Raw genomic sequence first — 18,769 nt, 5'->3', positions numbered from 1 at the left:
GCAGATGAACGCCGGTGAACTGCGCTGGACGGGGAAGTGAACTTTCCCGGAAGTGAGGGTGCTTCGTCCCGGTCTGCCCGGTAGGCCGGTGAACAATGACCCTACGATCGCCGGGTGACGTGGGCGGTGACGGTTGGTCTGGCTGCGGCCCTGGTGGCCGGGCTGGTCGCCGGCCTGTGGCTGCCCCGGGTCATCCCGGCGGTACGCCGTCCGGCCGGTTCCAGCGGGAGCGGGCGGGTCGGTTTCCGGTTCGGTAAGGGGAGGCACACGATCGCCGAGGATGTGCAGGTCGGGCTCGGCCGTCGAGCGATCGACTCGTTGCGGGCCGGGGTTGTGGTGCTCGACGCCGACGACGTGCCCGTGCTCGTCAACCCGGCAGCCCGGGCGATGGGGCTGCTGCGTACCGGCGGTCGGCCGGGCTCGATCAGCGCGCATCCGCTGGTCCGTACCCTGGCCGGTCAGGTACGGCGCACCGGCGCACGCCGAGAGATCCAACTGGACCTGCCCCGGGGCCGGGACAGCACCGGGGAGAACCCGCTCGGTGTGCACCTGCGGGCGATGGGGCTGGGCGGCGGCTTCGTCGCGGTGGAGGCGGCCGACGTGACGGAGGCGCACCGGCTGGCCCGGGTCCGCCGCGACTTCGTGGCAAACGTCAGCCACGAGCTGAAGACGCCGATCGGCGCACTGCAACTGCTCGCCGAGGCGCTGCTCGACGCCACCGGTCCGACCGGTGAGGGGCGGCCGGAGCTCTCCGAGGACCTGGTCGCGGCCCGGCGCTTCGCCGAGCGGATCCAGCACGAGTCGACCCGGTTGGGGCGACTGGTGCAGGAGTTGCTGGAACTGACCCGGCTCCAGGGCGCCGAGCCGCAACCGCCTCCGGAGCCGGTCGCGGTCGACTGGGTGATCTCCGAGGTGGTCGACCGTACCCGGACCGCCGCCACCGCCCGGCGGATCGCCGTGGCCGTCGAGGCCGAGCGGGGGCTGACCGTGCACGGCAGCGACAACCAACTGGCCACCGCCGTGGCGAACCTGGTGGAGAACGCCATCAACTACTCGGGTGAGGGGACGACGGTACGCATCACCGCCCGCACCGTCGAGGAGCACGTCGAGATCGCCGTCGAGGACCAGGGCATCGGTATCGCCCCCGACGACGTGGACCGGATCTTCGAGCGCTTCTACCGGGCCGACCAGGCCCGCTCCCGGTCGACCGGTGGCACCGGGCTCGGCCTGGCGATCGTCAAGCACATCGCCAGCAACCATGGCGGGCGGGTGGAGGTGACGAGCAGTCTTGGTGGTGGCTCGACGTTCACCCTTCGGCTGCCCACTCGTCCGTCGGACGACCTGCTGGCGACACTGCCGTCGGGTGGGGTCGAGGCCGGTCCGGCCGGGCACAGCCCGGTCTGAGCAGAGATGGATCCGGCCGGGCTGCGCCGGGTCCGACGCGGATGGAAAGGAAGAGGCCGTTGAGCCGGGTTCTGGTGGTCGAGGACGAGGAGTCGTTCTCCGACGCCCTGTCGTACATGCTCCGCAAGGAGGGCTTCGAGGTCTCCGTGGCCGCCACGGGCACATCGGCCCTCACCGAGTTCGACCGGACCGGTGCCGACATCGTGCTGCTCGACCTGATGCTGCCCGAGATGTCCGGCACCGAGGTGTGCCGGCAGCTGCGGCAGCGTTCGCGGGTACCGATCATCATGGTCACCGCCCGGGACAGCGAGATCGACAAGGTGGTCGGCCTGGAGATCGGCGCCGACGACTACGTCACCAAGCCGTACTCACCTCGGGAACTGGTGGCCCGGATCCGCGCGGTGCTGCGCCGGCAGAGCGCCGAGGCGACCGAGTCGGGCGGTCCGACGCTGGCCGCCGGCCCGGTCCGGATGGACATCGAGCGGCACGTGGTGACCGTCGACGGGGCTGCGGTGCAACTGCCGCTCAAGGAGTTCGAGCTGCTGGAACTGCTGCTGCGCAACGCCGGCCGGGTGCTCACCCGGGGGCAGCTGATCGACCGGGTCTGGGGTGCCGACTACGTGGGCGACACCAAGACGCTTGACGTGCACGTCAAGCGGCTGCGCTCCAAGGTCGAGCCGGAGCCCTCCGCCCCGCGCCACATCGTCACCGTGCGCGGCCTCGGCTACAAGTTCGAGCCCTGATCCGCGCGGTTGCAGTTCACCTGCCAGGTTCCATAGCAACAGCATAGTTTTTATGTCACCATGGCATCATGGCTATTACTTTCGACCTTCCGTCTGAGTTGCACGAGGCAATCCGGTCGATCGCTGCTGAGGAGCGGCGCTCGATCTCGCAGACGCTGATCGTCGCGGTCGACGAGTACGTGCATCGTCATGGCCGGCGCAGTCGGGTGAACGAGCTCAGCAAGCGAATCGCCGACGAGGACGCCGACCTGCTGCGACGGTTGGCGTGACGGAGTACCTCACCACGGAGGATCTGCTGCTGGTAGCGCGGAACGCCATCGGCTCACGGCCGCTGGTGCGCGATTATGGTCTGCTGGAGTCGGCAGCGGCCCGGCCGCGGACCACCGTCTTCGGCGAGGACGCTTATCCGGATCTGTGGACCAAGGCGGCCGCGCTCGGTCACTCGATCCTCCGCAATCACCCCTTGGTCGACGGCAACAAGCGGCTTGGCTGGGTGGCGATGCGCGTGTTCCTCGAACTCAACGGTGAGGCACCGCTGCGGGCAGACGTGGACGAGGCAGAGCGGTTCGTTCTGGACATGGCGTCCGGCGTGCTCGATGACGTGCACGACATCGTCAAACGCCTGCGCCACCTCGCAAGCTGACTCCGAGTCAGCTGTTGCTGGCGGGGTGGGGGGCGACCAGGCCCTGCCGCACCCGCGCGGCGCAGAGTTCGGCAAGTTTCGCGTACGCGGCCTCGCCGACGAGTGCGGTCAGCTCCGGGGCGTACGACAGGTACATCGGCTCGGCGCCGACGTGCGCGTCCGTGGAGGAGGTGCACCACCAGTCCAGGTCGTGCCCGCCGGCACCCCAGCCCCGCCTGTCGAACTCGGCAAGCGTGGAGACCAGCACCTTGCTGTTGTCGGGCCGCTTCACCCACTCCTGGTCCCGGCGGACCGGCAACTGCCAGCAGACGTCCGGCTTGTATTCCAGCGGATGCACCCCGTCGCGCAGTGCCTGGGCGTGCAGCGCGCAGCCGCCCCCGCCCGGGAAGTCCGCCTCGTTGAGGAAGACGCACGGTCCCTCCGCGTCCCGGGTGGCGGTGCGCCGGGCGGGAGTCTTGCCGTCCACCGTGTCGTTCTCGGTCCAGTTCTTGAAACCGCGCCGGAAGTGCTGCCAGGTCTCCGGCGTCAACCGCTTCGCCGCCGCCCGGACCCGCTTCTCGTCGTCCGCGTCGGTGAAGAAGGCTCCGTGCGAGCAACAGCCGTCGGCGGCCCGGCCGGCGATGATGCCGTGGCAGCCCTGCCCGAAGACGCAGGTCCACCGGGAGAGCAGCCAGGTGAGGTCGGCCCGGACCAGGTGCCGCTCGTCCGCCGGATCGACGAACTCGATCCACTCCCGGGGGAAGTCCAGCGGTACCTCCCGGCTGCGCGGGTCCGCCGGGTCGTCCACCAGCACGCGGAGTTCGATCTGCCCTGTCACCCGGCCAGCGTACGCGTGGTGCGCCGAGCGGGCCGGTCAGAGCCGCGAACCGGTTGGCCTAATGTCTGTGCCATGCGACTGGGTGTCCTCGACGTCGGCTCGAACACGGTGCATCTGCTGGTGGTCGACGCCCATCGGGGAGCGCACCCCTGGCCGGCGCACTCGGAGAAGGTGACGCTGCGTCTCGCCGAGCAGATCGGCCCGGACGGCGCACTCCGCGAGGCCGCCGCGGACGCCCTGGTCGAGGCGGTCGCCGCCGCCCGGGCCTCGGCCACCGCCCTGGCGGTCGACGACCTGCTCGCCTTCGCCACCTCGGCGGTACGCGACGCCACCAACGGCGCCGAGGTGCTGGCCCGGGTCCAGGAGGCCACCGGCGTACGCCTGGAGGTGCTCTCCGGCGCGGACGAGGCACGGATGACCTTCCTCGCGGTCCGGCGCTGGTTCGGCTGGTCAGCGGGTCGGCTGCTGGTGCTGGACATCGGCGGCGGCTCGCTGGAAGTTGCGGCGGGCATCGACGAGGACCCGGACGTCGCGGTGTCGCTGCCGCTGGGTGCCGGCCGGCTCACCCGGGACCGGCTCGATGTGGACCCGCAGGACACCAGCCCGCCCACGGCGGAGGCGGTGGAGAAGCTGCGCGAGTACGTCACCGACCTGCTCGACCCCGTGGTGGCGCGGATGGCCGAGGTGGACTGGGATCGCGCGACGGCCACCTCCAAGACGTTCCGCACGCTGGCCCGGCTGGCCGGGGCGGCCCCCAGCGGAGCGGGGCCCCGGGTCCGGCGCGAGCTAACCCGCGCGGGCCTGCGGCAGGTGCTCGGCTTCATCCGGCACATCCCGCCCGCGAAGTTGGCCGAGCTGGACGGGGTGAGCAGCGGTCGCGCCCACCAGCTGCTGGCCGGTGTCGTCGTTGCCGAGGCGGTCATGCGACGCCTCGGGGTCGACTCGCTGGAGGTCTGTCCGTGGGCGCTGCGTGAGGGCGTCATCCTCGATCGGTTGGATCAGCTGGCGTCGGTGTGACGCCGGTCGTGCTCGATGTCCGGTTTGCGGGTTCTCGTCATGATGGCTCAATCGATGGCGGCTACCCTCGGTGGTGTGACTTCCCGTGTCCCGGTGCTCCTGTCCAGTTCCTCGGTCTTTCCGGAGCGGACCGCGGCGGCGTTTCAGCTGGCCGCGGCGCTCGGCTACGACGGGGTCGAGGTGATGGTGTGGACCGACGCCGTCAGTCAGGACGCCGGTGCGCTGCGCGGGCTGGCCGAGCACTACGGCGCGCCGGTGCTCTCCGTGCACGCGCCCTGCCTGCTGGTGACACAGCGGGTCTGGAGTCCGGACCCGTGGGAGCGGCTGCGCCGGGCGGCCATGCTCGCCGAGACGCTTGAGGCGCCGACCGTGGTGGTGCACCCGCCGTTCACCTGGCAGCGGGACTACGCGCGCAACTTCGCCGACGGGTTGGCCAAGGTGGCCGGCGAGTTCGGCGGGCTGCGCTTCGCGGTGGAGAACATGTACCCGGTGCGGATGGCCGGCCGGCAGTTCGTGCCGTACGTCCCCGGCTGGGATCCGACCGAGTCCGACTACCCCGCGTACACGCTGGACCTGTCGCACTGCGCCGCCTCGCACACCGACGCGCTGGCGATGGCCGACCGGATGGGCGACGGCCTGGCGCACGTGCACCTCGGCGACGGCACCGGCGAGGGACGGGACGAGCACCTGGTGCCCGGACGCGGCAGCCAGCCCTGCGCCGAGTTGCTGCGGTCGCTGGCCGGGCGGGGCTTCACCGGCTCGGTGGCGGTGGAGGTGACCACCCGGGGCGCGAAGAGCCGACAGACCCGCGAGGCGGACCTGCGGGAGGCGCTTGCCTTCGCCCGCCAGCACCTCAGCACCCCGTCCCCGGTCGACGCCTGACGACCCGCACCCCTGCACGGGCCAGGCCCGGGGCAGTCGGGCCTGGTCAGTCAGGCCCAGGGCAGCCGAGCCCGGGGCCCTCAGGCCGATCCGAGGAGATCAGGCCCCGGAGCGGCCGGGGTCAGGAGACGGGCGTCAGCGGATCGCTCTGTGCCGGGACGGCGGCCCGCTTACGGGCCCGGTGGGCGGCCACGTGCGAGCGGGTGGCGCAGCGCTCGGAGCAGAACCGCCGGCAGCAGTTGGACGAGGTGTCCAGGTAGACGTTGCCGCAGCGGTCGTCCGCGCAGACCCCGAATCGGGCGCTGCCGTACTCGCAGAGCCAGACCGACAGCCCCCAGACCGCGCCGGCCAGGAACTCCGAACTCACCGAGGCGCCCCGGCTGGTGACGTGCATGTGCCAGTCGCTGGAATCGTGCCCCGAGATGCGCGGTTGCACCGGAAACGCCTCCAGCAGCGAATTCAACTCGGCCACCGCCTGGCCGTCGCGGCCGGAGGTGCCGTACTCGAAGACGTCCCGTAGCCGCTTCTGCGCCCGCCGGAAGATGGCCAGGTCCCGTTCCACGACCTCGTCGCGCATCCACGCGTTCTCGTCGGGAAAGATGGCCCGCAGGTCGTCGAGGCCGTCCAGCCGGGCGTTGACGAGGTCAACCCCGGTCCGGGCGTACGCGTCGAAGTTCACGCCTCCAAAGGTAGACGACTCAACCGGTGCGCGGTGCGTCGATGTAGTGCGGCAGGAACCGCGCGTAACCGTCGGTGATCAGACTCGCGCTCTCCCGTAGCCCGGCGCCCGCCGACTCGCCGTCGACCGTCCAGCTGCCCAGCACCAGCCGGCTGCCGGCGAACTCGGGCAACGCCCGGAACTCCTGGTAGCAGAAGCCCTCGTCGCCGTAGTCCCCCGGGTTGGTGAACTCACCGCCCGGGGTGACGATGCGTACCGCGGCACCCTCCCGGCCGAGCAGCGGCTTGGCGACGTACTCCGACATGCCACGCGGCGAGTCGAGGTACGCAGGCAGCAGCAGTTCGTGGCCCGGGTACAGCTCCCAGAGCACCGCCAGCAACGCCTTGTTGGAGAGCAGCAGCTTCCAGGCCGGCTCGATCCAGGTGGTCGGGGTGCCCGGTGCCAGCGCCAGCGGACCGTACGGCTCGGCCAGCATCCACTCCCAGGGGTAGAGCTTGAAGCAGGTGGTGATCGGGACGTCGGCGGCGTCGACGAAGCGGCGACCGTCCCAGCCGATCTCCTGGATCGGCAGCAGCGTGACGTCCAGCCCCGCCTGGCGGGCGGTCTCCGCCAGGTAGCCGGCGGTCATGTGGTCCTCGCCGCTCTCCTCCTCGTTCGACCAGACCACGTGCACCCGCCGGTCGTGCAGGCCAGCGCCGATCTTGGCCCAGCCGGCGACGAGCCGCTCGTGCAGGCTGTTCCACTGGTCCAGCTCGGGTCGGGTGTGCTCCAGCCAGTACCACTGGATGATGCTCGCCTCGACAAGCGCGGTCGGGGTGTCCGCGTTGTACTCCAGCAGCTTCGGCGGCCAGCTGCCGTCGTACCAGAGATCGAAGCGGCCGTAGAGGGTGGGCGGCGTCTCCCGCAGCGACCGGGCGACCGCCTCGGCCGCCCAGCTCGGGATGCCGAACTCCGCGTACCGGTTGCGGGCCACCACGTGCTCGGCGGCGGCCACCGACATCCGGTGCAGCTCCTCGGTGGCCTCCTCCAGCCGCAGCACCTCATCCAGCTCGAAGGCGTACGCGGCGGTCTCGTCCCAGTACGACATGACCCCGCCGTCGGGCAGCTCGGTGTCGACGTACACCAGCCCCTGGGCCCGGATGGTGGCGTCCCAGTCGGGGCGCGGCTCGACGGGTTCCCGGCGCACCGTCAGCCGCCGCAGGAGGCGAGATGGGTACCGAAGCCGCCCCGCTCGGGCACGGCCGCGCTGGTGGGCTCCGGTGCGGCCCGGCCGGCGGCCGGCTCGGCGACGGTAGCCGGAATCCGCATGGCCAGGGCCACCGTGTCGCCCCCACCGATCGGGCCGAGGGCGCAGTCGTCGTCATCGTCGTCCGAGGTCATGTTGCAGCCGGAGAGGGCGAGGGCCAGCGCGGTGAGCGCGCCGAGCTGCACGGAGGCCGACCGCAGTCGGCGGCGGGGGTGTCGTTCCACGCCATGGTTGTAACCGATCGACGCCATCCGGGGGTACTCCGGTGGCGCGTCCCGGGCGCCGGACGGGCGTTACGCTCGGCTCATGCTCCGTACCGTCATCCTCGCCGCCTCCCGGTCATCCCGGGTCGAGCGGCTCGTCGCGACGGCCCCGTTCTCCCGGGACGTCGTGCGCCGGTTCGTCGCCGGCGCGCAGACCGCCGACGCGTTGCGCGTGACCCGCGAACTCGTCACCGACGGTCTCGCCGTCACCCTCGACCATCTCGGCGAGGACACCGTCACCGCCGAGCAGGCCACCGCCACCCGGGACGAGTACCTGACGCTGCTGCGGATGCTCGCCGAGGCGGAGCTGACGCCCGCCGCCGAGGTGAGCGTCAAGCTCTCCGCGCTCGGCCAGGCCTTCGACGAGCAACTGGCCCACGACAACGCCCGGGCGATCTGCGCTGCGGCCGACGCCGCGGGCACCACGGTCACCCTGGACATGGAGGACCACACCACCACCGACTCGACGCTGGACATCCTGGCCAAGCTCCGCAAGGACTACCCGTCGACGGGGGCGGTGTTGCAGGCGTACCTGCGGCGTACCGAGTCGGACTGCCGGGACCTGGCCTCGGCGGGTTCCCGGGTGCGGCTGTGCAAGGGGGCGTACAAGGAGCCGGAGTCGGTGGCCTACCAGACCGTCCGCGAGGTGGACAAGTCCTACGTCCGCTGCCTGAACATCCTGATGTCGGGCGACGGCTACCCGATGCTGGCCACCCACGATCCCCGCCTGATCGCCATCGGCGAGGACCGGGCGCGCTGGTTCGATCGCGGTCCGGACCGCTTCGAGTTCCAGATGCTCTACGGCATCCGGCCCCAGGAGCAGGCCCGACTCGTCGGCGAGGGCTACACCGTGCGCACCTACGTCCCGTACGGCGACGACTGGTACGGCTACCTGATGCGCCGCCTCGCGGAGCGTCCCGCCAACCTCGCCTTCTTCGCCCGCGCGGTGGCCTCCCGCAAGTAGCCGGAGAGCGACAGACCGACCTGCACCAGCAGCGCGCTGGCGACACCGACTTGACGATTTTGGCTAAGGGAATTAGCTTCATGGCTATGACTAATAGCTTTGTCGAGCGCGCCGGCGGTCGGATCGCCTACGAGGTGCACGGGCAGGGCCCGCTGGTGGTCCTCGCGCACGGCATGGGGGAGAACCGCCACTCCTACCGGCATCTCGTTCCGCTGCTGGTCGCGGCGGGCTACCGGGTGGCCTCGGTCGACGTCCGGGGGCACGGCGACTCCAGCACCGGATGGCCGACGTACGCCCCGGTCGAGGTCGGTGCCGACCTGCTGGCGGTGGTCCGTGACCTCGGCGGCGGGCCGGCCACGCTGGTCGGCAACTCGTCAAGCGCCGCGGCGGTGGTCTTCGCCGCCACCGACGCGCCGGAGCTGGTGAACGGCATCGTGCTGGTCGGCGCGTTCGTGGCACAACGGAAGCTCAACCCGTTCCTGCGTCTCGCCGTGGCGGCGGTGGTCCGCAGCCCGCGACTGTTCGGGATGTTCCACCGCACCCTCTTCCCGGTGCACCGGCCGGCCGACGACGCGGCGTACCGCCGGCAGCTGGTGGCCGCGCTGCGCCGGCCCGGCCGGATGGTTCCGGTGCGGGGGGTGGCCGCCCCGGTCGAGCCGCACTGGACCACGCGGGCCCCGCAGGTGCGGCAGCCGGTGCTGGTGTTGATGGGCACGAAGGATCCCGACTTCCCCGACCCGGCCGCCGAGGCCCGGGCCGCCCGGCGACTCTTCCGGGTCGCCGAGGCGCGGATGATCACTGACGCCGGGCACTACCCGCACGCCGACCGGCCGGAGGCGATGACGGCCGAGCTGGTCGACTTCCTCGGGGTGACCGACCGTGCCTAGGGCCGGGCTCAATCCGCAGGTGGTGGTGCGCGCGGCGGCCGACCTCGCCGACGAGGTCGGCTACGACCGGCTCACCCTCGCGCAGCTGGCGAACCGGCTCGGCGTGGCGCTGCCCAGCCTCTACAAACACGTCAAGGGGGCCGACGCGCTCGCGCAGAAGCTCTCCGCGCTGGCCACCGCCGAGCTCGCCGACGAGATGATGACCGCCGCCGCCGGGCGCAGCGGCGAGGACGCGGTGCGCGCCGTGTCCCTCGCCTACCGGTCGTACGCCCGGCGGCGTCCCGGCCGCTATGCCGCCGCTCAGCGGGTGCCGGACCCGGCCGACCCGGAGCACGTGGCCGCGGCGGAGCGCGCGGTGGGCGTCGTCTACGCAATCCTGCGCGGGTACGGCATCGACGGTGACGCCACCGTCGACGCGGCCCGGATGTTCCGCGCCACCGTGCACGGTTTCGTCGCGCTGGAGGCGACCGGCGGTTTCGGCCTGCCCCGCGAGGTCGACCGTTCCTTCACGCAGCTGATCGCCGCGCTCGACATCGCGTACCGGGCCTGGCCGTCGACCCCCGCGCGGTCGGGCGCGGCATCCGCTGCGGGGTAACCCGTCCTCGTCAGCGGATGCCCGAGCGTCCCCAGTGGTGTGCGGACCGTACGCTGCCCGATGTGAGTCACGGGGAACCCGAGGCCGGCGCCACGTCGCCGGGGCCTGCCGCATCAAGTCCGGAACCTGCCGCGCCGGAAACTTCGGCCGCCATGCCCGAGCCGGCACCGGCGTCCGGTCCGGCGCGGCGGCGCTGGTGGCGGTGGGCGCTACCGGTCGTGGTCGTGCTGCTGCTGGCCGGCGCGGTGCCGGTGGCGCTGGTGGCGGTCGGCGACGCCGATGTCGAGACGCCGGCCGAGGCGGTGGCGCCGACCGAGAATCCGACCACCCGCGCCGCCCGGCAGGTCGCCGAGCGGATCACCGCGCAGCTGGATCGGCAGTCCACGGCGCTGCTCGCCGGCGACCGGGCCGGCTTCCTGGCGATCGCGGACCGCGAGGTGCACAGCGACCTGCGGCGCCGGTTCGCCGGGCTCCGGGAGCTGCGGGTGACCCGCTGGGAGAGCCGCCTGAACGGCCTGCCGACGCCGGCCGGCAGCGCCGGTGAGTGGCGGTTGTCGGTGGAGTTCCACTACTGCTTCGTGGTGCCGGACTGCCGGCCCAGCCCGCTGCTTGTCAACACGCTGTGGCGGGACGGCGCGGAGCCCCGGCTGATCGAGCTGGCGAAGTCGACGGCCACGCCGCAGGTGGGTGGCCGGGTCCGCGGCCAGGCCGGCACTCTGCCCTGGGAGGTCAGCAAGTTGGTGGCGGTGGTGGGGAAGCGCACAATCGTGGGCACCACACCGGCGTACCGGGACCGGCTGCCCGGCCTGTTGAAGCGGGCCGAGGCGGCGGCCAAGGTGGCCGACGGGTACGTCGTGGACGGCGCGGCGCCCGACCGGTACCGGATCTTCTACGCCGGCCCGAAGGAGTGGAAGCGCTGGTACGGGGGCGACCAGCCGGAGTGGGGCGCCGGGTACGCCGTCAACGTCGGCGGTGGTCATCACGACGTGGTACTCGGGCCGGACACCTTCGACGACAGCGCCTACCTCGACGTGATGCTCCGGCACGAGCTAGCGCACGCCGCCTCGTTGCCGGAGAACGACTACTGGGACGATTCGGCCTGGTGGTTGATCGAGGGGCTGGCCGAGCACGCGGGGGCCGATGGCGCGTCGGTCGCCCGGTACGACGGGCTGATTCCGACGCGGAAGCTGGTCAAGGGCGACTGGAACGGCAAACTGGACGGTCTGCTGCCCGCCGGGGACGCCTCGACCGAGGAGGTGACCGGCAGCTACGGCGTGGCGTACCTCGCCGTCCGGTACCTGCTGGACCGGTTCGGTGAAGAGAAGGTGCGCGCCTTCGTCAAGGCGGTGGTGCACGACCTGCGCGTGCCGAGGCAGGTCTCCGAGGAGGTCTTCGGCAAGCCCTGGGCCAAGCTGCACGCCGACTGCGCCAAGTACATCCGGCGCGCCGTCGGCTGAGGGCGTGCGGCGGTCGGATCGACGTCGGCTCGTAGCATGGGCCGGGTGCGCCGCCTCGACCTGCCGCGGCCGGCCGCCGCCTCGCGGCCCCGCCTGCTCACCGCCCTGTTCGCCGTCGCCGTCCTGACCCTCACCAGCGCCGCCTCCTGCGGTACCGACGAGCCGTCGATCGCGCTCGCCTCGGCGGCGCTGGCCCCGGTCACCGAGGAGATCGACGCCCCGGCCACGGTCACCGCCCGGGCGGCGGCGACCCTCACCGCGCCCGCCGACGGAACCCTGGCCAGCCTGCGGGTCGAGCCGGGCCAGCGGGTCCGGCGCGGCCAGGTGCTCGCCGTGGTCAGCTCGCCGTCGGCGCGCGAACGGCTCCGCCAGGCCCGCGCGGCGCTCAACGCGGCGAAGCGGGCCGGGGGCGGTGGCGGTGGCGACCTTGCCGGCTCGCTGCGCGGCACCGACCGGGCCGCGGCCGAGGCGCACTCCGCCGCCCGCACCGCCGCCAGGAAGATCAGCGATCCGGAGCTGCGGAAGGCACTGCTCGCACAGGTCGAGTCCGCCCGGCGGCAGTACGACGCCGCCGCGCGGGCGGCCGACCGTGCGGTACGCGAGGTGCAGCGCGGCGTACGCAACCTGAACTCGGCAGTCGGCGCGCTCGCCACCGCCCAACGACTCCAGGCCCAGCAGGCGTACGACCTGGCCAAGGCGACGGTCGACGCGTTGACGCTGCGCGCCCCGATCGCCGGGGTGGTGCAGCCGGGTGGCGTGAGCGCCGCCCCGGCGGGTGCCCTCGCCGGGCTGCTCGAGGCGCCGGGTGGACTGCCACCCGGGCTCGACCCGGCGGCGCTCGGCGGTGCACCGGCCGGACCGCCGCCGGGCGTGGACACCGCCGTCCCGGTCGGTGGGCGGGTCACCGCCGGAACCCCGGTGTTGACGGTGGTGGACACCCGCGAACTCGGCCTGCTGGCCGAGGTGGACGAGACGGACGTGCTGCTGGTCCGGGCCGGCCTGGCCGGCACGGTGGAGTTGGACGCGGTGCCCGGCGCGACGTACCCGGCCACCGTCCGCTCGATCGACGTGCTGCCCAGCACGTCGGCCCGAGGCGGCGTCAGTTACCGCGTCCGGCTCGCCCTCGGCACCGGACAGTTCGGTGAGGCGGAACCGGCACCGACCCCACGACCCGGGATGAACGCGGTGCTGCGGCTGCGGGTCCGCCAGGCGGCGGACGCGGTGACCGTGCCCGCTTCCGCGATCTTCTCGATGGACGGGCGGGACGCGGTCTGGCTGGTCCGGGAGGGCCGGGCCGACCGGGCGGTGGTCACCGTCGGCGTACAGGGCCAGGACCTGGTGCAGATCGTCGACGGGGTGCAGCCGGGCGACCGGGTGGTGGTCCGCGGCACCGACCAGGTCCGCGATGGCCAGGAGGTGGGATGAGCCGGCGTCCCGGCCGGCGGACCGAGGCGGCGCGATGAGCGGGGCACCCGCGATCGAGGCGGTCGATGTGTCCCGCACCTACCAGCTGGACGGGTTCTCGGTACCGGCCCTGCGCGGGGTGACGCTGACGATCTCGGCCGGCGACTACGTGGCGCTTATCGGGCCCTCCGGGTCGGGCAAGTCCACCCTCATGCACCTGCTCGGCGGCCTCGACCGGCCGACCGGTGGCCGGTTGGTGATCGGTGGTCGGGCGGTGGGCGAGCTTTCCGCGCCCGAGCTGGCCCGGTTGCGCAACGAGACCATCGGCTTCGTCTTCCAGGCGTTCCACCTGTTGCCGCGTACCTCGGCGGTGGACAACGTGGCGCTCCCGCTGGTCTACCGGGGCGTGGGAGCCCGTGAGCGGCGCGAGCGCGCCGCCGCGATGCTCGGGCGGGTCGGCCTGGGACACCGGCTGGACCACCGGCCGAACCAACTCTCCGGGGGCGAGCAGCAGCGGGTGGCGATCGCCCGAGCCCTGGTCACCGACCCGACCGTGCTGCTCGCCGACGAGCCGACCGGCAACCTGGACAGCACCACCGGTGCGGCCGTACTGGAACTGCTGGAACGGCTCAACACCGAGTCGGGGGTGGCGCTGGTGATGGTCACCCACGACGCGGAGGTGGCGGCCCGGGCCCGCCGCCGGATCGCGATGCGCGACGGGCTGGTGGTCGCCGACAGCGCTGCCGACCCGGTGCAGGGTGGGGGCGGCTCGTGAGGCTGGCCGAGGCGTGGCGGGTCGCGTCGGACGCGCTGCGGGCCAACCGGATGCGCAGCCTGCTGACCATGCTCGGCGTGATCATCGGGGTCGCCTCCGTGGTGCTGCTGGTGGCCATCGGCACCGGCACCAAGCAGACGGTCGAGCAGCAGGTCGAGGGGCTCGGCTCCAACCTGCTGCTGGTCGTCCCGGGGCGGCTCGACGTGGGTTCCGCACCGGCGGTCTCCCCGCTGACGTTGCAGGACGTGGAGGCCGTCGGCCGGGTGGTCGGCGATCCCGGTCGGGTCGCGGTGACCGTCGCCTCCGGCGCGACCGTACGCGCCGGCACCCGGCAGGACTTCACCACGGTGCAGGGGGTGCTGGAGACCACCCCGACGGTCTTCGCCCGGGACGTGGCCCGGGGCCGCTACCTGAGCCGGTCCGACGTGGACACCGGCCGGCGGGTCGCGATTCTCGGCGACTCGGTCGCCCGGGTCCTCTTCCCCGACCGGGAGGCGGTGGGCCAGCAGGTGAACGTGGCGGGTGTCCGGTTCCGGGTGATCGGTGTCTTCGCCCCGTTGGGGCAGAGCCTCGGCGTCGACCGGGACGACGAGGTGCACATCCCGGTGACCGCGGCACAGCGGCTGTACGGCACCCAGCGGGTGGACGCGATCGCGGTGAAGGCGCCGGACCGGGAACGCATCGACGAACTCGGCGAGCGGATCGTGGCGGAGCTGAACAGCCGGCATCCGGGTACCGAGTTCAGCGCGGTTACCCAGGAGCAGATCCTCGGCGTACTCGGCGACATCCTCGGCATCCTGACCGGCGTACTGGCCGCCATCGCGGGCATCTCGCTGCTTGTCGGCGGCGTCGGAGTCTCAAACATCATGCTGGTCTCGGTGCGGGAACGGACCAGGGAGATCGGGCTGCGTAAGGCGGTCGGGGCCCGTCCCCGCGACATCGGCGTGCAGTTCCTGCTGGAAGCGGTGCTGCTGACCGCGATCGGCGGGCTGGCCGGGATGGCCCTCGGCGTGGGTGGTGCGCTGCTGGTGGCCGCCGTATCGCCCATCCCGGCGGCGGTCACCTGGTGGTCGCTGGCGCTGGCCTTCGGCGTGTCGGCGGCGGTGGGCATCATCTTCGGCGTGGTGCCCGCGCAACGGGCCGGTCGGCTCGATCCGGTGGTCGCACTCCGGGCCGAGTGACCCGATTTAATGATCAGTTGCAGGAAGGGATCGCGCCGGTCACAGCCGCCCCGCTACCGTACTGGTAACACGCGCGTTGCCGGCCGTGCGGGATGACCTGTGGGGCGGCACGCGCCGGGCATGGGATGGGTCGGGTGAGCCATGGCCGGGTCGCCGTCCGACGGTCGGCTGTCGGATGTCAAGTTCCTCACCGTCGCGGAGGTGGCGACGGTCATGCGGGTGTCCAAGATGACGGTCTACCGTCTCGTGCACAGCGGTGAACTGACCGCCGTGCGGGTCGGCAGGTCGTTCCGGGTGCCCGAGCACGCGGTGCACGAATACCTGCGCGGTGCCTTCCAGGAGACCGCCTGACCAGCCGCCGTGCCCGGCCTCGTCGAGCCCGGTGAAGGGGCATCGACCGGGGGCGCGTTGGTCCTGCTGACGCGACCCCGCTACGCTGGACTGGCGATCGTGACCGCTGGTGCGCCCTGCCGCCCACCCCGCCGGTCCGATCCGACTGTCCGCAAGCGGTCGCCGACGCCACTGGATCACGGCGTCTTCCGGTCGCGCCGCACGTTGCATTGAAAGGCTGTCGTATGGGCTCGGTGGTCAAGAAGCGCCGCAAGCGCATGGCTAAGAAGAAGCACCGCAAGCTGCTGCGCAAGACCCGCGTCCAGCGTCGCCGTCTCGGCAAGTGACGGCGGCCGGGCTGCGGCCCGGCGCCGTGACTTGCCAACTGTCGACCCTCGGAGGCTCAGGTGATCAGGCCGTGGCTGTCCCGGCTCGGTCTCAGCTGCCGGGGTAGGTGCGAGACATGACCCCCGGCGGCTCATCGAGCCCTCCGGGGGTTGTCGTCGTGACCGGGGTCAGTCGCTACCTCGGCGCACACGTCGCGGCCCGACTGGCCGCCGACCCCCGGATCGACCGGGTCATCGGCGTCGACGTGCCGGAGCCGACACCCGAGGTGGGCGCCCTGCTCGACCGGGTCGAGCGGGTCCGCGTCGACGCCGGGGCCGTCGGCGGGCTCCTCGCCGACCTCGACGTCGACACCGTGGTGCACCTGGCCCTGGTCAGCGCCCCGGATTCGCAGCAGGGCGGCCGGGCGGCGATGAAGGAACAGAACGTCATCGGCACCATGCAGCTGCTCGCCGCCTGCCAACGGGCCCCCCGGCTGCGCAAGCTCGTGGTCCGCTCCTCGACCGCCGCCTACGGGGCCTCGTTCCGGGATCCGGCCGTCTTCACCGAGGAGACCGAGCCCCGGGAGGTGCCGCGCGGCGGGTTCGGCCGGGACATCCTCGACATCGAGGGGTACGTCCGCGGTTTCCGCCGCCGGCGTCCCGACGTGACCGCCACCGTGTTGCGCTTCGCACCGTTCATCGGCTCGACGGCCGACACGACGCTTACCCGTTACTTCTCCCTTCCCGTGGTGCCCACCATCTTCGGTCGGGACGCCCGGTTGCAGTTCCTGCACTTCGACGACGCGCTGGAGGTGCTGCACCGGTCCGTCACCGAGGACCATCCGGGCACCTACAACGTCGCCGGGCCCGGGGTGCTCGCACTCTCCCAGGCGATCCGGCGTGCCGGCCGGATTGCCGTGCCGGTGCTGGAGCCGGGGCTCTCCGGTGCCGTCGCCCTCGCCCGGACGATGGGTTACGGCCGATACGGGCTCGACCAGGTCGACCTCTTCGTGCACGGCCGGGTGGTGGACATCGCCCGGCTCGAAGACGAGTACGGCTTCACCCCCCGCTCGACCGCCGCCGCGTTCGACGACTTCATCCGCGCACACCACGGTCGGGCGGTGGTGACCCGGGAGCAACTGGCCGCCGCCGAGCAGTTGGTGCTCGACGGGATACGGCAGGTCCGCGCCGCCGTACGGGAGCGGTCGTGACCGGGCCTGAGGAGCGGCAGGACGCCGAGCGGCGTGCCCGGGTCAACGACTCCCGCGCCGCCGACCAGCGGTTCGCCGTGCCGGCACCGGTGGCCGCCGAGCCCGATCCGGGCGCGTCCAACGGGCACCGCCCGGCCGTGCCGCCGGGCTCGGCCGGGACCGATCAGCCGGGTGACGTCTGGGACCGGCGCGTCGCCAGCGGGCTGGCCTTCCTGCGCCGACGGCTCGCCGGTGACTACGAGGTGGACGAGTTCGGCTTCGACCCGGAGCTGACCGAGGCGGTCCTCCACCCGCTGCTGCGGCGGCTCTACCGGGACTGGTTCCGCACCGAGGTCAGCGGCTTGGAGAACGTACCCGCCGACGGGGCCGGGCTGGTGGTCGGCAACCACTCCGGCACTGTGGCGCTGGACGCGCTGATCCTCTCCACGGCCCTGCACCACGAACACCCGGCCCACCGCTACCTCCGCCTGCTCGGCGCGGACCTGGTCTTCCGGATGCCGGTCGTCTCGGAGATCGCCCGCAAGACCGGTGGCACGGTGGCCTGCAATCCGGACGCCGAGCGGCTGTTGCGCGGTGGCGAACTCGTCGGCGTCTTCCCGGAGGGCTTCAAGGGCGTCGGCAAGCTGTACGCGGAGCGCTACAAACTGCAACGCTTCGGTCGGGGCGGCTTCGTCTCGGCGGCCCTGCGTACCGGCACCCCGATCATCCCGGTCGCGATCGTCGGCGGCGAGGAGATCTATCCGATGCTCGCCGACATCAAGCCGCTGGCCCGGCTGCTCAAGCTGCCCTACTTCCCGGTGACGCCGACCTTCCCCTGGCTCGGCCCGCTGGGCATGGTGCCGCTGCCGAGCAAGTGGCTCATCCAGTTCTGCCCGCCGATCCCGACCGCCCACCTGACCGAGTCGGCGGACGACCCGCTTGTCGTTTTCAACCTCGCCGACCAAGTGCGGGAGACCATCCAGCAGACCCTGCACCAGTTGCTGGAGCGGCGCCCGGACCCGTTCGGCCCCTGACCAGGGGAGCCGGGCCGGCAGGCGGTCAGTCGCTACGGCGGCGGCGGTGCAGCGCCACGCCGGCGCTGACCGCGCCGACCACGAGTCCGGCGGCGGCGGTCGACGGCACAGCGATCTTGACGGCTCGGCGTGCGCTGCGGAAGTCGCGTACCTCCCAGCCGTGCTGGCGGGCCTGGCGCAGCAGGGCGGCGTCCGGGTTGACCGCCACCGCCCGACCGACCGTGCGGAGCATCGGCAGGTCGTTTGCGGAGTCGCTGTAGGCGACGCAGCGGCTCAGGTCCAGCCCTTCCACCGCGGCGAGCTGGGTGACCGCCTCGGCCTTGGCCGGGCCGTGCATCAGGTCGCCGACCAGCCGACCCGTGTACGCGCCGTCGATCACCTCGGCGACCGTACCGATCGCACCGGTCAGGCCGAGCCGGGTGGCGATCGCCCGGCCGATCTCCACGGGGGCGGCGCTGACCAGCCAGACCCGTTCGCCGGCGGCGAGGTGCCCCTGCGCCAGCCGTCGGGTGCCGGCCCAGATCCGGGGTGCCATCAGCTCGTCGAAGATCTCCTCGGTGAGCCGCTCGACATCCTCCACCCGCCAGCCCTCGATGAAGGCCAGCGCGGCTTCCTTGGCCTGCGACATGTCCCCGGCGTGCTCCCGCGCCAGCAGCCGGAAACGCAACTGCTGCCAGCCGAACCGGGCCAGGTCGGTGGTGGTGAAGTAGTTGCGCGCGGCAAGACCACGGGCGAACCAGTAGATCGAGGCGCCCTGCATCATCGTGTTGTCCACGTCGAAGAAGGCGGCGGCGCTCGGATCCGGTGCGACCGGCGGGGCGGGCTCGGTCTCCGCCCAACCGGTGGTGTGTCCGTGCGCGTCGGTGCTGACGGTCACCTTGCGGCTGCGCGCCACCCGTTCCCCCTCACGTTGCCCGCCGGCCTGCCCCCCG

22 protein-coding genes are annotated in these 18,769 nt (G+C 72.5%); 17 read left to right on the top strand and 5 right to left on the bottom strand.

The window, feature by feature from the left end:
• Nucleotides 1-114: 114 nt before the first annotated feature.
• From AC507J_RS14685 to AC507J_RS14670, 4 genes are all read left to right on the top strand, one after another.
• A complete protein-coding gene (locus AC507J_RS14685; protein ID WP_496289706.1) occupies nt 115-1,404 on the top strand; it encodes an ATP-binding protein in 1,290 nt (429 codons plus the stop codon).
• A 59-nt stretch (nt 1,405-1,463) separates the two neighbouring features.
• Nucleotides 1,464-2,147 (top strand): response regulator, encoded by a 684-nt coding sequence (locus tag AC507J_RS14680; RefSeq protein ID WP_496289705.1) that lies wholly within the window; start codon nt 1,464-1,466, stop codon nt 2,145-2,147.
• 68 nt (nt 2,148-2,215) lie between these two features.
• Nucleotides 2,216-2,416, top strand: coding sequence for a ribbon-helix-helix domain-containing protein (locus AC507J_RS14675; protein WP_496289704.1), 201 nt, complete (start codon nt 2,216-2,218; stop codon nt 2,414-2,416).
• Nucleotides 2,413-2,790, top strand: coding sequence for a type II toxin-antitoxin system death-on-curing family toxin (locus tag AC507J_RS14670; RefSeq protein ID WP_496289703.1), 378 nt, complete (start codon nt 2,413-2,415; stop codon nt 2,788-2,790). The genes AC507J_RS14675 and AC507J_RS14670 overlap by 4 nt, the downstream gene beginning before the upstream one ends.
• Nucleotides 2,791-2,797: 7 nt before the next feature.
• On the opposite strand, the gene AC507J_RS14665 is transcribed toward AC507J_RS14670, so the two are convergent.
• Nucleotides 2,798-3,607, bottom strand: coding sequence for a DUF3109 family protein (locus AC507J_RS14665; RefSeq protein ID WP_496289702.1), 810 nt, complete (start codon nt 3,605-3,607; stop codon nt 2,798-2,800).
• A gap of 72 nt (nt 3,608-3,679) precedes the next feature.
• Here AC507J_RS14665 and AC507J_RS14660 point away from each other — a divergent pair, with 72 nt between their 5' ends.
• Both AC507J_RS14660 and AC507J_RS14655 read left to right on the top strand, forming a co-directional pair.
• A complete protein-coding gene (locus AC507J_RS14660) occupies nt 3,680-4,624 on the top strand; it encodes a Ppx/GppA phosphatase family protein (RefSeq protein WP_496289701.1) in 945 nt (314 codons plus the stop codon).
• 75 nt (nt 4,625-4,699) lie between these two features.
• Complete coding sequence (locus AC507J_RS14655) at nt 4,700-5,506, top strand: sugar phosphate isomerase/epimerase family protein (protein ID WP_496289700.1); 807 nt, start codon at nt 4,700-4,702, stop codon at nt 5,504-5,506.
• Nucleotides 5,507-5,627: 121 nt separating this feature from the next.
• Here the strand turns inward: AC507J_RS14655 and AC507J_RS14650 are convergent, their stop codons facing one another.
• From AC507J_RS14650 to AC507J_RS14640, 3 genes are read right to left on the bottom strand one after another with little or no spacing between them, the layout of a single operon-like run.
• Nucleotides 5,628-6,185 carry a CGNR zinc finger domain-containing protein gene (locus AC507J_RS14650; protein WP_496289699.1) on the bottom strand — a complete coding sequence of 186 codons (558 nt, stop codon included), beginning with the start codon at nt 6,183-6,185 and terminating at the stop codon, nt 5,628-5,630.
• A 19-nt stretch (nt 6,186-6,204) separates the two neighbouring features.
• Nucleotides 6,205-7,371: a glutathionylspermidine synthase family protein gene (locus AC507J_RS14645; protein ID WP_496289698.1), complete on the bottom strand. Its 1,167-nt coding sequence runs from the start codon at nt 7,369-7,371 to the stop codon at nt 6,205-6,207.
• A gap of 2 nt (nt 7,372-7,373) precedes the next feature.
• The gene (locus AC507J_RS14640; protein ID WP_496289697.1) at nt 7,374-7,655 is read right to left on the bottom strand and encodes a hypothetical protein; all 282 of its coding nucleotides are present in this window, start codon (nt 7,653-7,655) and stop codon (nt 7,374-7,376) included.
• A gap of 82 nt (nt 7,656-7,737) precedes the next feature.
• Between AC507J_RS14640 and AC507J_RS14635 the strand changes: the two genes are divergently transcribed.
• The 11 genes from AC507J_RS14635 (at nt 7,738) to AC507J_RS14585 (ending at nt 17,837) form a co-directional block, all read left to right on the top strand.
• Nucleotides 7,738-8,658 (top strand): proline dehydrogenase family protein, encoded by a 921-nt coding sequence (locus tag AC507J_RS14635; RefSeq protein ID WP_496289696.1) that lies wholly within the window; start codon nt 7,738-7,740, stop codon nt 8,656-8,658.
• Between the two features lie 86 nt (nt 8,659-8,744).
• Nucleotides 8,745-9,545 (top strand): alpha/beta fold hydrolase, encoded by an 801-nt coding sequence (locus AC507J_RS14630; RefSeq protein ID WP_496289695.1) that lies wholly within the window; start codon nt 8,745-8,747, stop codon nt 9,543-9,545.
• Nucleotides 9,538-10,140 carry a TetR/AcrR family transcriptional regulator gene (locus AC507J_RS14625; RefSeq protein WP_496289694.1) on the top strand — a complete coding sequence of 201 codons (603 nt, stop codon included), beginning with the start codon at nt 9,538-9,540 and terminating at the stop codon, nt 10,138-10,140. Before AC507J_RS14630 ends, AC507J_RS14625 begins: the two co-directional genes overlap by 8 nt.
• A 152-nt stretch (nt 10,141-10,292) precedes the next feature.
• Nucleotides 10,293-11,597, top strand: coding sequence for a hypothetical protein (locus tag AC507J_RS14620; RefSeq protein ID WP_496289693.1), 1,305 nt, complete (start codon nt 10,293-10,295; stop codon nt 11,595-11,597).
• Nucleotides 11,598-11,633: 36 nt separating this feature from the next.
• Nucleotides 11,634-13,022 (top strand): efflux RND transporter periplasmic adaptor subunit, encoded by a 1,389-nt coding sequence (locus tag AC507J_RS14615; protein ID WP_496289692.1) that lies wholly within the window; start codon nt 11,634-11,636, stop codon nt 13,020-13,022.
• Between the two features lie 34 nt (nt 13,023-13,056).
• A complete protein-coding gene (locus AC507J_RS14610) occupies nt 13,057-13,776 on the top strand; it encodes an ABC transporter ATP-binding protein (RefSeq protein ID WP_496289691.1) in 720 nt (239 codons plus the stop codon).
• Nucleotides 13,773-14,957 (top strand): ABC transporter permease, encoded by a 1,185-nt coding sequence (locus tag AC507J_RS14605; RefSeq protein ID WP_496289690.1) that lies wholly within the window; start codon nt 13,773-13,775, stop codon nt 14,955-14,957. The genes AC507J_RS14610 and AC507J_RS14605 overlap by 4 nt, the downstream gene beginning before the upstream one ends.
• 141 nt (nt 14,958-15,098) lie before the next feature.
• Nucleotides 15,099-15,308 (top strand): helix-turn-helix domain-containing protein, encoded by a 210-nt coding sequence (locus tag AC507J_RS14600; protein WP_496289689.1) that lies wholly within the window; start codon nt 15,099-15,101, stop codon nt 15,306-15,308.
• A gap of 224 nt (nt 15,309-15,532) precedes the next feature.
• Nucleotides 15,533-15,634, top strand: coding sequence for a 30S ribosomal protein bS22 (locus AC507J_RS14595; RefSeq protein WP_007465623.1), 102 nt, complete (start codon nt 15,533-15,535; stop codon nt 15,632-15,634).
• 116 nt (nt 15,635-15,750) lie between these two features.
• Complete coding sequence (locus AC507J_RS14590) at nt 15,751-16,824, top strand: NAD-dependent epimerase/dehydratase family protein (RefSeq protein WP_496289688.1); 1,074 nt, start codon at nt 15,751-15,753, stop codon at nt 16,822-16,824.
• Between the two features lie 137 nt (nt 16,825-16,961).
• Entirely contained in the window at nt 16,962-17,837 is an 876-nt protein-coding gene (locus AC507J_RS14585) for a lysophospholipid acyltransferase family protein (protein ID WP_496289809.1), read from the top strand.
• A 25-nt stretch (nt 17,838-17,862) separates the two neighbouring features.
• On the opposite strand, the gene AC507J_RS14580 is transcribed toward AC507J_RS14585, so the two are convergent.
• On the bottom strand, nt 17,863-18,732 hold the full coding sequence (locus AC507J_RS14580; protein ID WP_496289687.1) for an HAD family hydrolase: 870 nt from the start codon (nt 18,730-18,732) through the stop codon (nt 17,863-17,865).
• Between the last annotated feature and the right edge of the window lie 37 nt (nt 18,733-18,769).

The organism is Micromonospora sp. PRAS1 (genome assembly GCF_059553435.1).
Note: the sequence above shows the minus strand (reverse complement) of the source record. Positions and strands in the feature narration are given on the sequence as shown.

What these genes read in the sequence shown, in the direction of transcription:
- AC507J_RS14600 (WP_496289689.1), top strand. Translation starts at nt 15,099, where the DNA reads ATGGCCGGGTCGCCGTCCGACGGTCGGCTGTCGGATGTCAAGTTCCTC.
- AC507J_RS14635 (WP_496289696.1), top strand. Translation starts at nt 7,738, where the DNA reads ATGCTCCGTACCGTCATCCTCGCCGCCTCCCGGTCATCCCGGGTCGAG.
- AC507J_RS14630 (WP_496289695.1), top strand. Translation starts at nt 8,745, where the DNA reads ATGACTAATAGCTTTGTCGAGCGCGCCGGCGGTCGGATCGCCTACGAG.
- AC507J_RS14620 (WP_496289693.1), top strand. Translation starts at nt 10,293, where the DNA reads ATGCCCGAGCCGGCACCGGCGTCCGGTCCGGCGCGGCGGCGCTGGTGG.
- AC507J_RS14590 (WP_496289688.1), top strand. Translation starts at nt 15,751, where the DNA reads ATGACCCCCGGCGGCTCATCGAGCCCTCCGGGGGTTGTCGTCGTGACC.
- AC507J_RS14675 (WP_496289704.1), top strand. Translation starts at nt 2,216, where the DNA reads ATGGCTATTACTTTCGACCTTCCGTCTGAGTTGCACGAGGCAATCCGG.
- AC507J_RS14660 (WP_496289701.1), top strand. Translation starts at nt 3,680, where the DNA reads ATGCGACTGGGTGTCCTCGACGTCGGCTCGAACACGGTGCATCTGCTG.
- AC507J_RS14595 (WP_007465623.1), top strand. Translation starts at nt 15,533, where the DNA reads ATGGGCTCGGTGGTCAAGAAGCGCCGCAAGCGCATGGCTAAGAAGAAG.
- AC507J_RS14615 (WP_496289692.1), top strand. Translation starts at nt 11,634, where the DNA reads ATGGGCCGGGTGCGCCGCCTCGACCTGCCGCGGCCGGCCGCCGCCTCG.
- AC507J_RS14610 (WP_496289691.1), top strand. Translation starts at nt 13,057, where the DNA reads ATGAGCGGGGCACCCGCGATCGAGGCGGTCGATGTGTCCCGCACCTAC.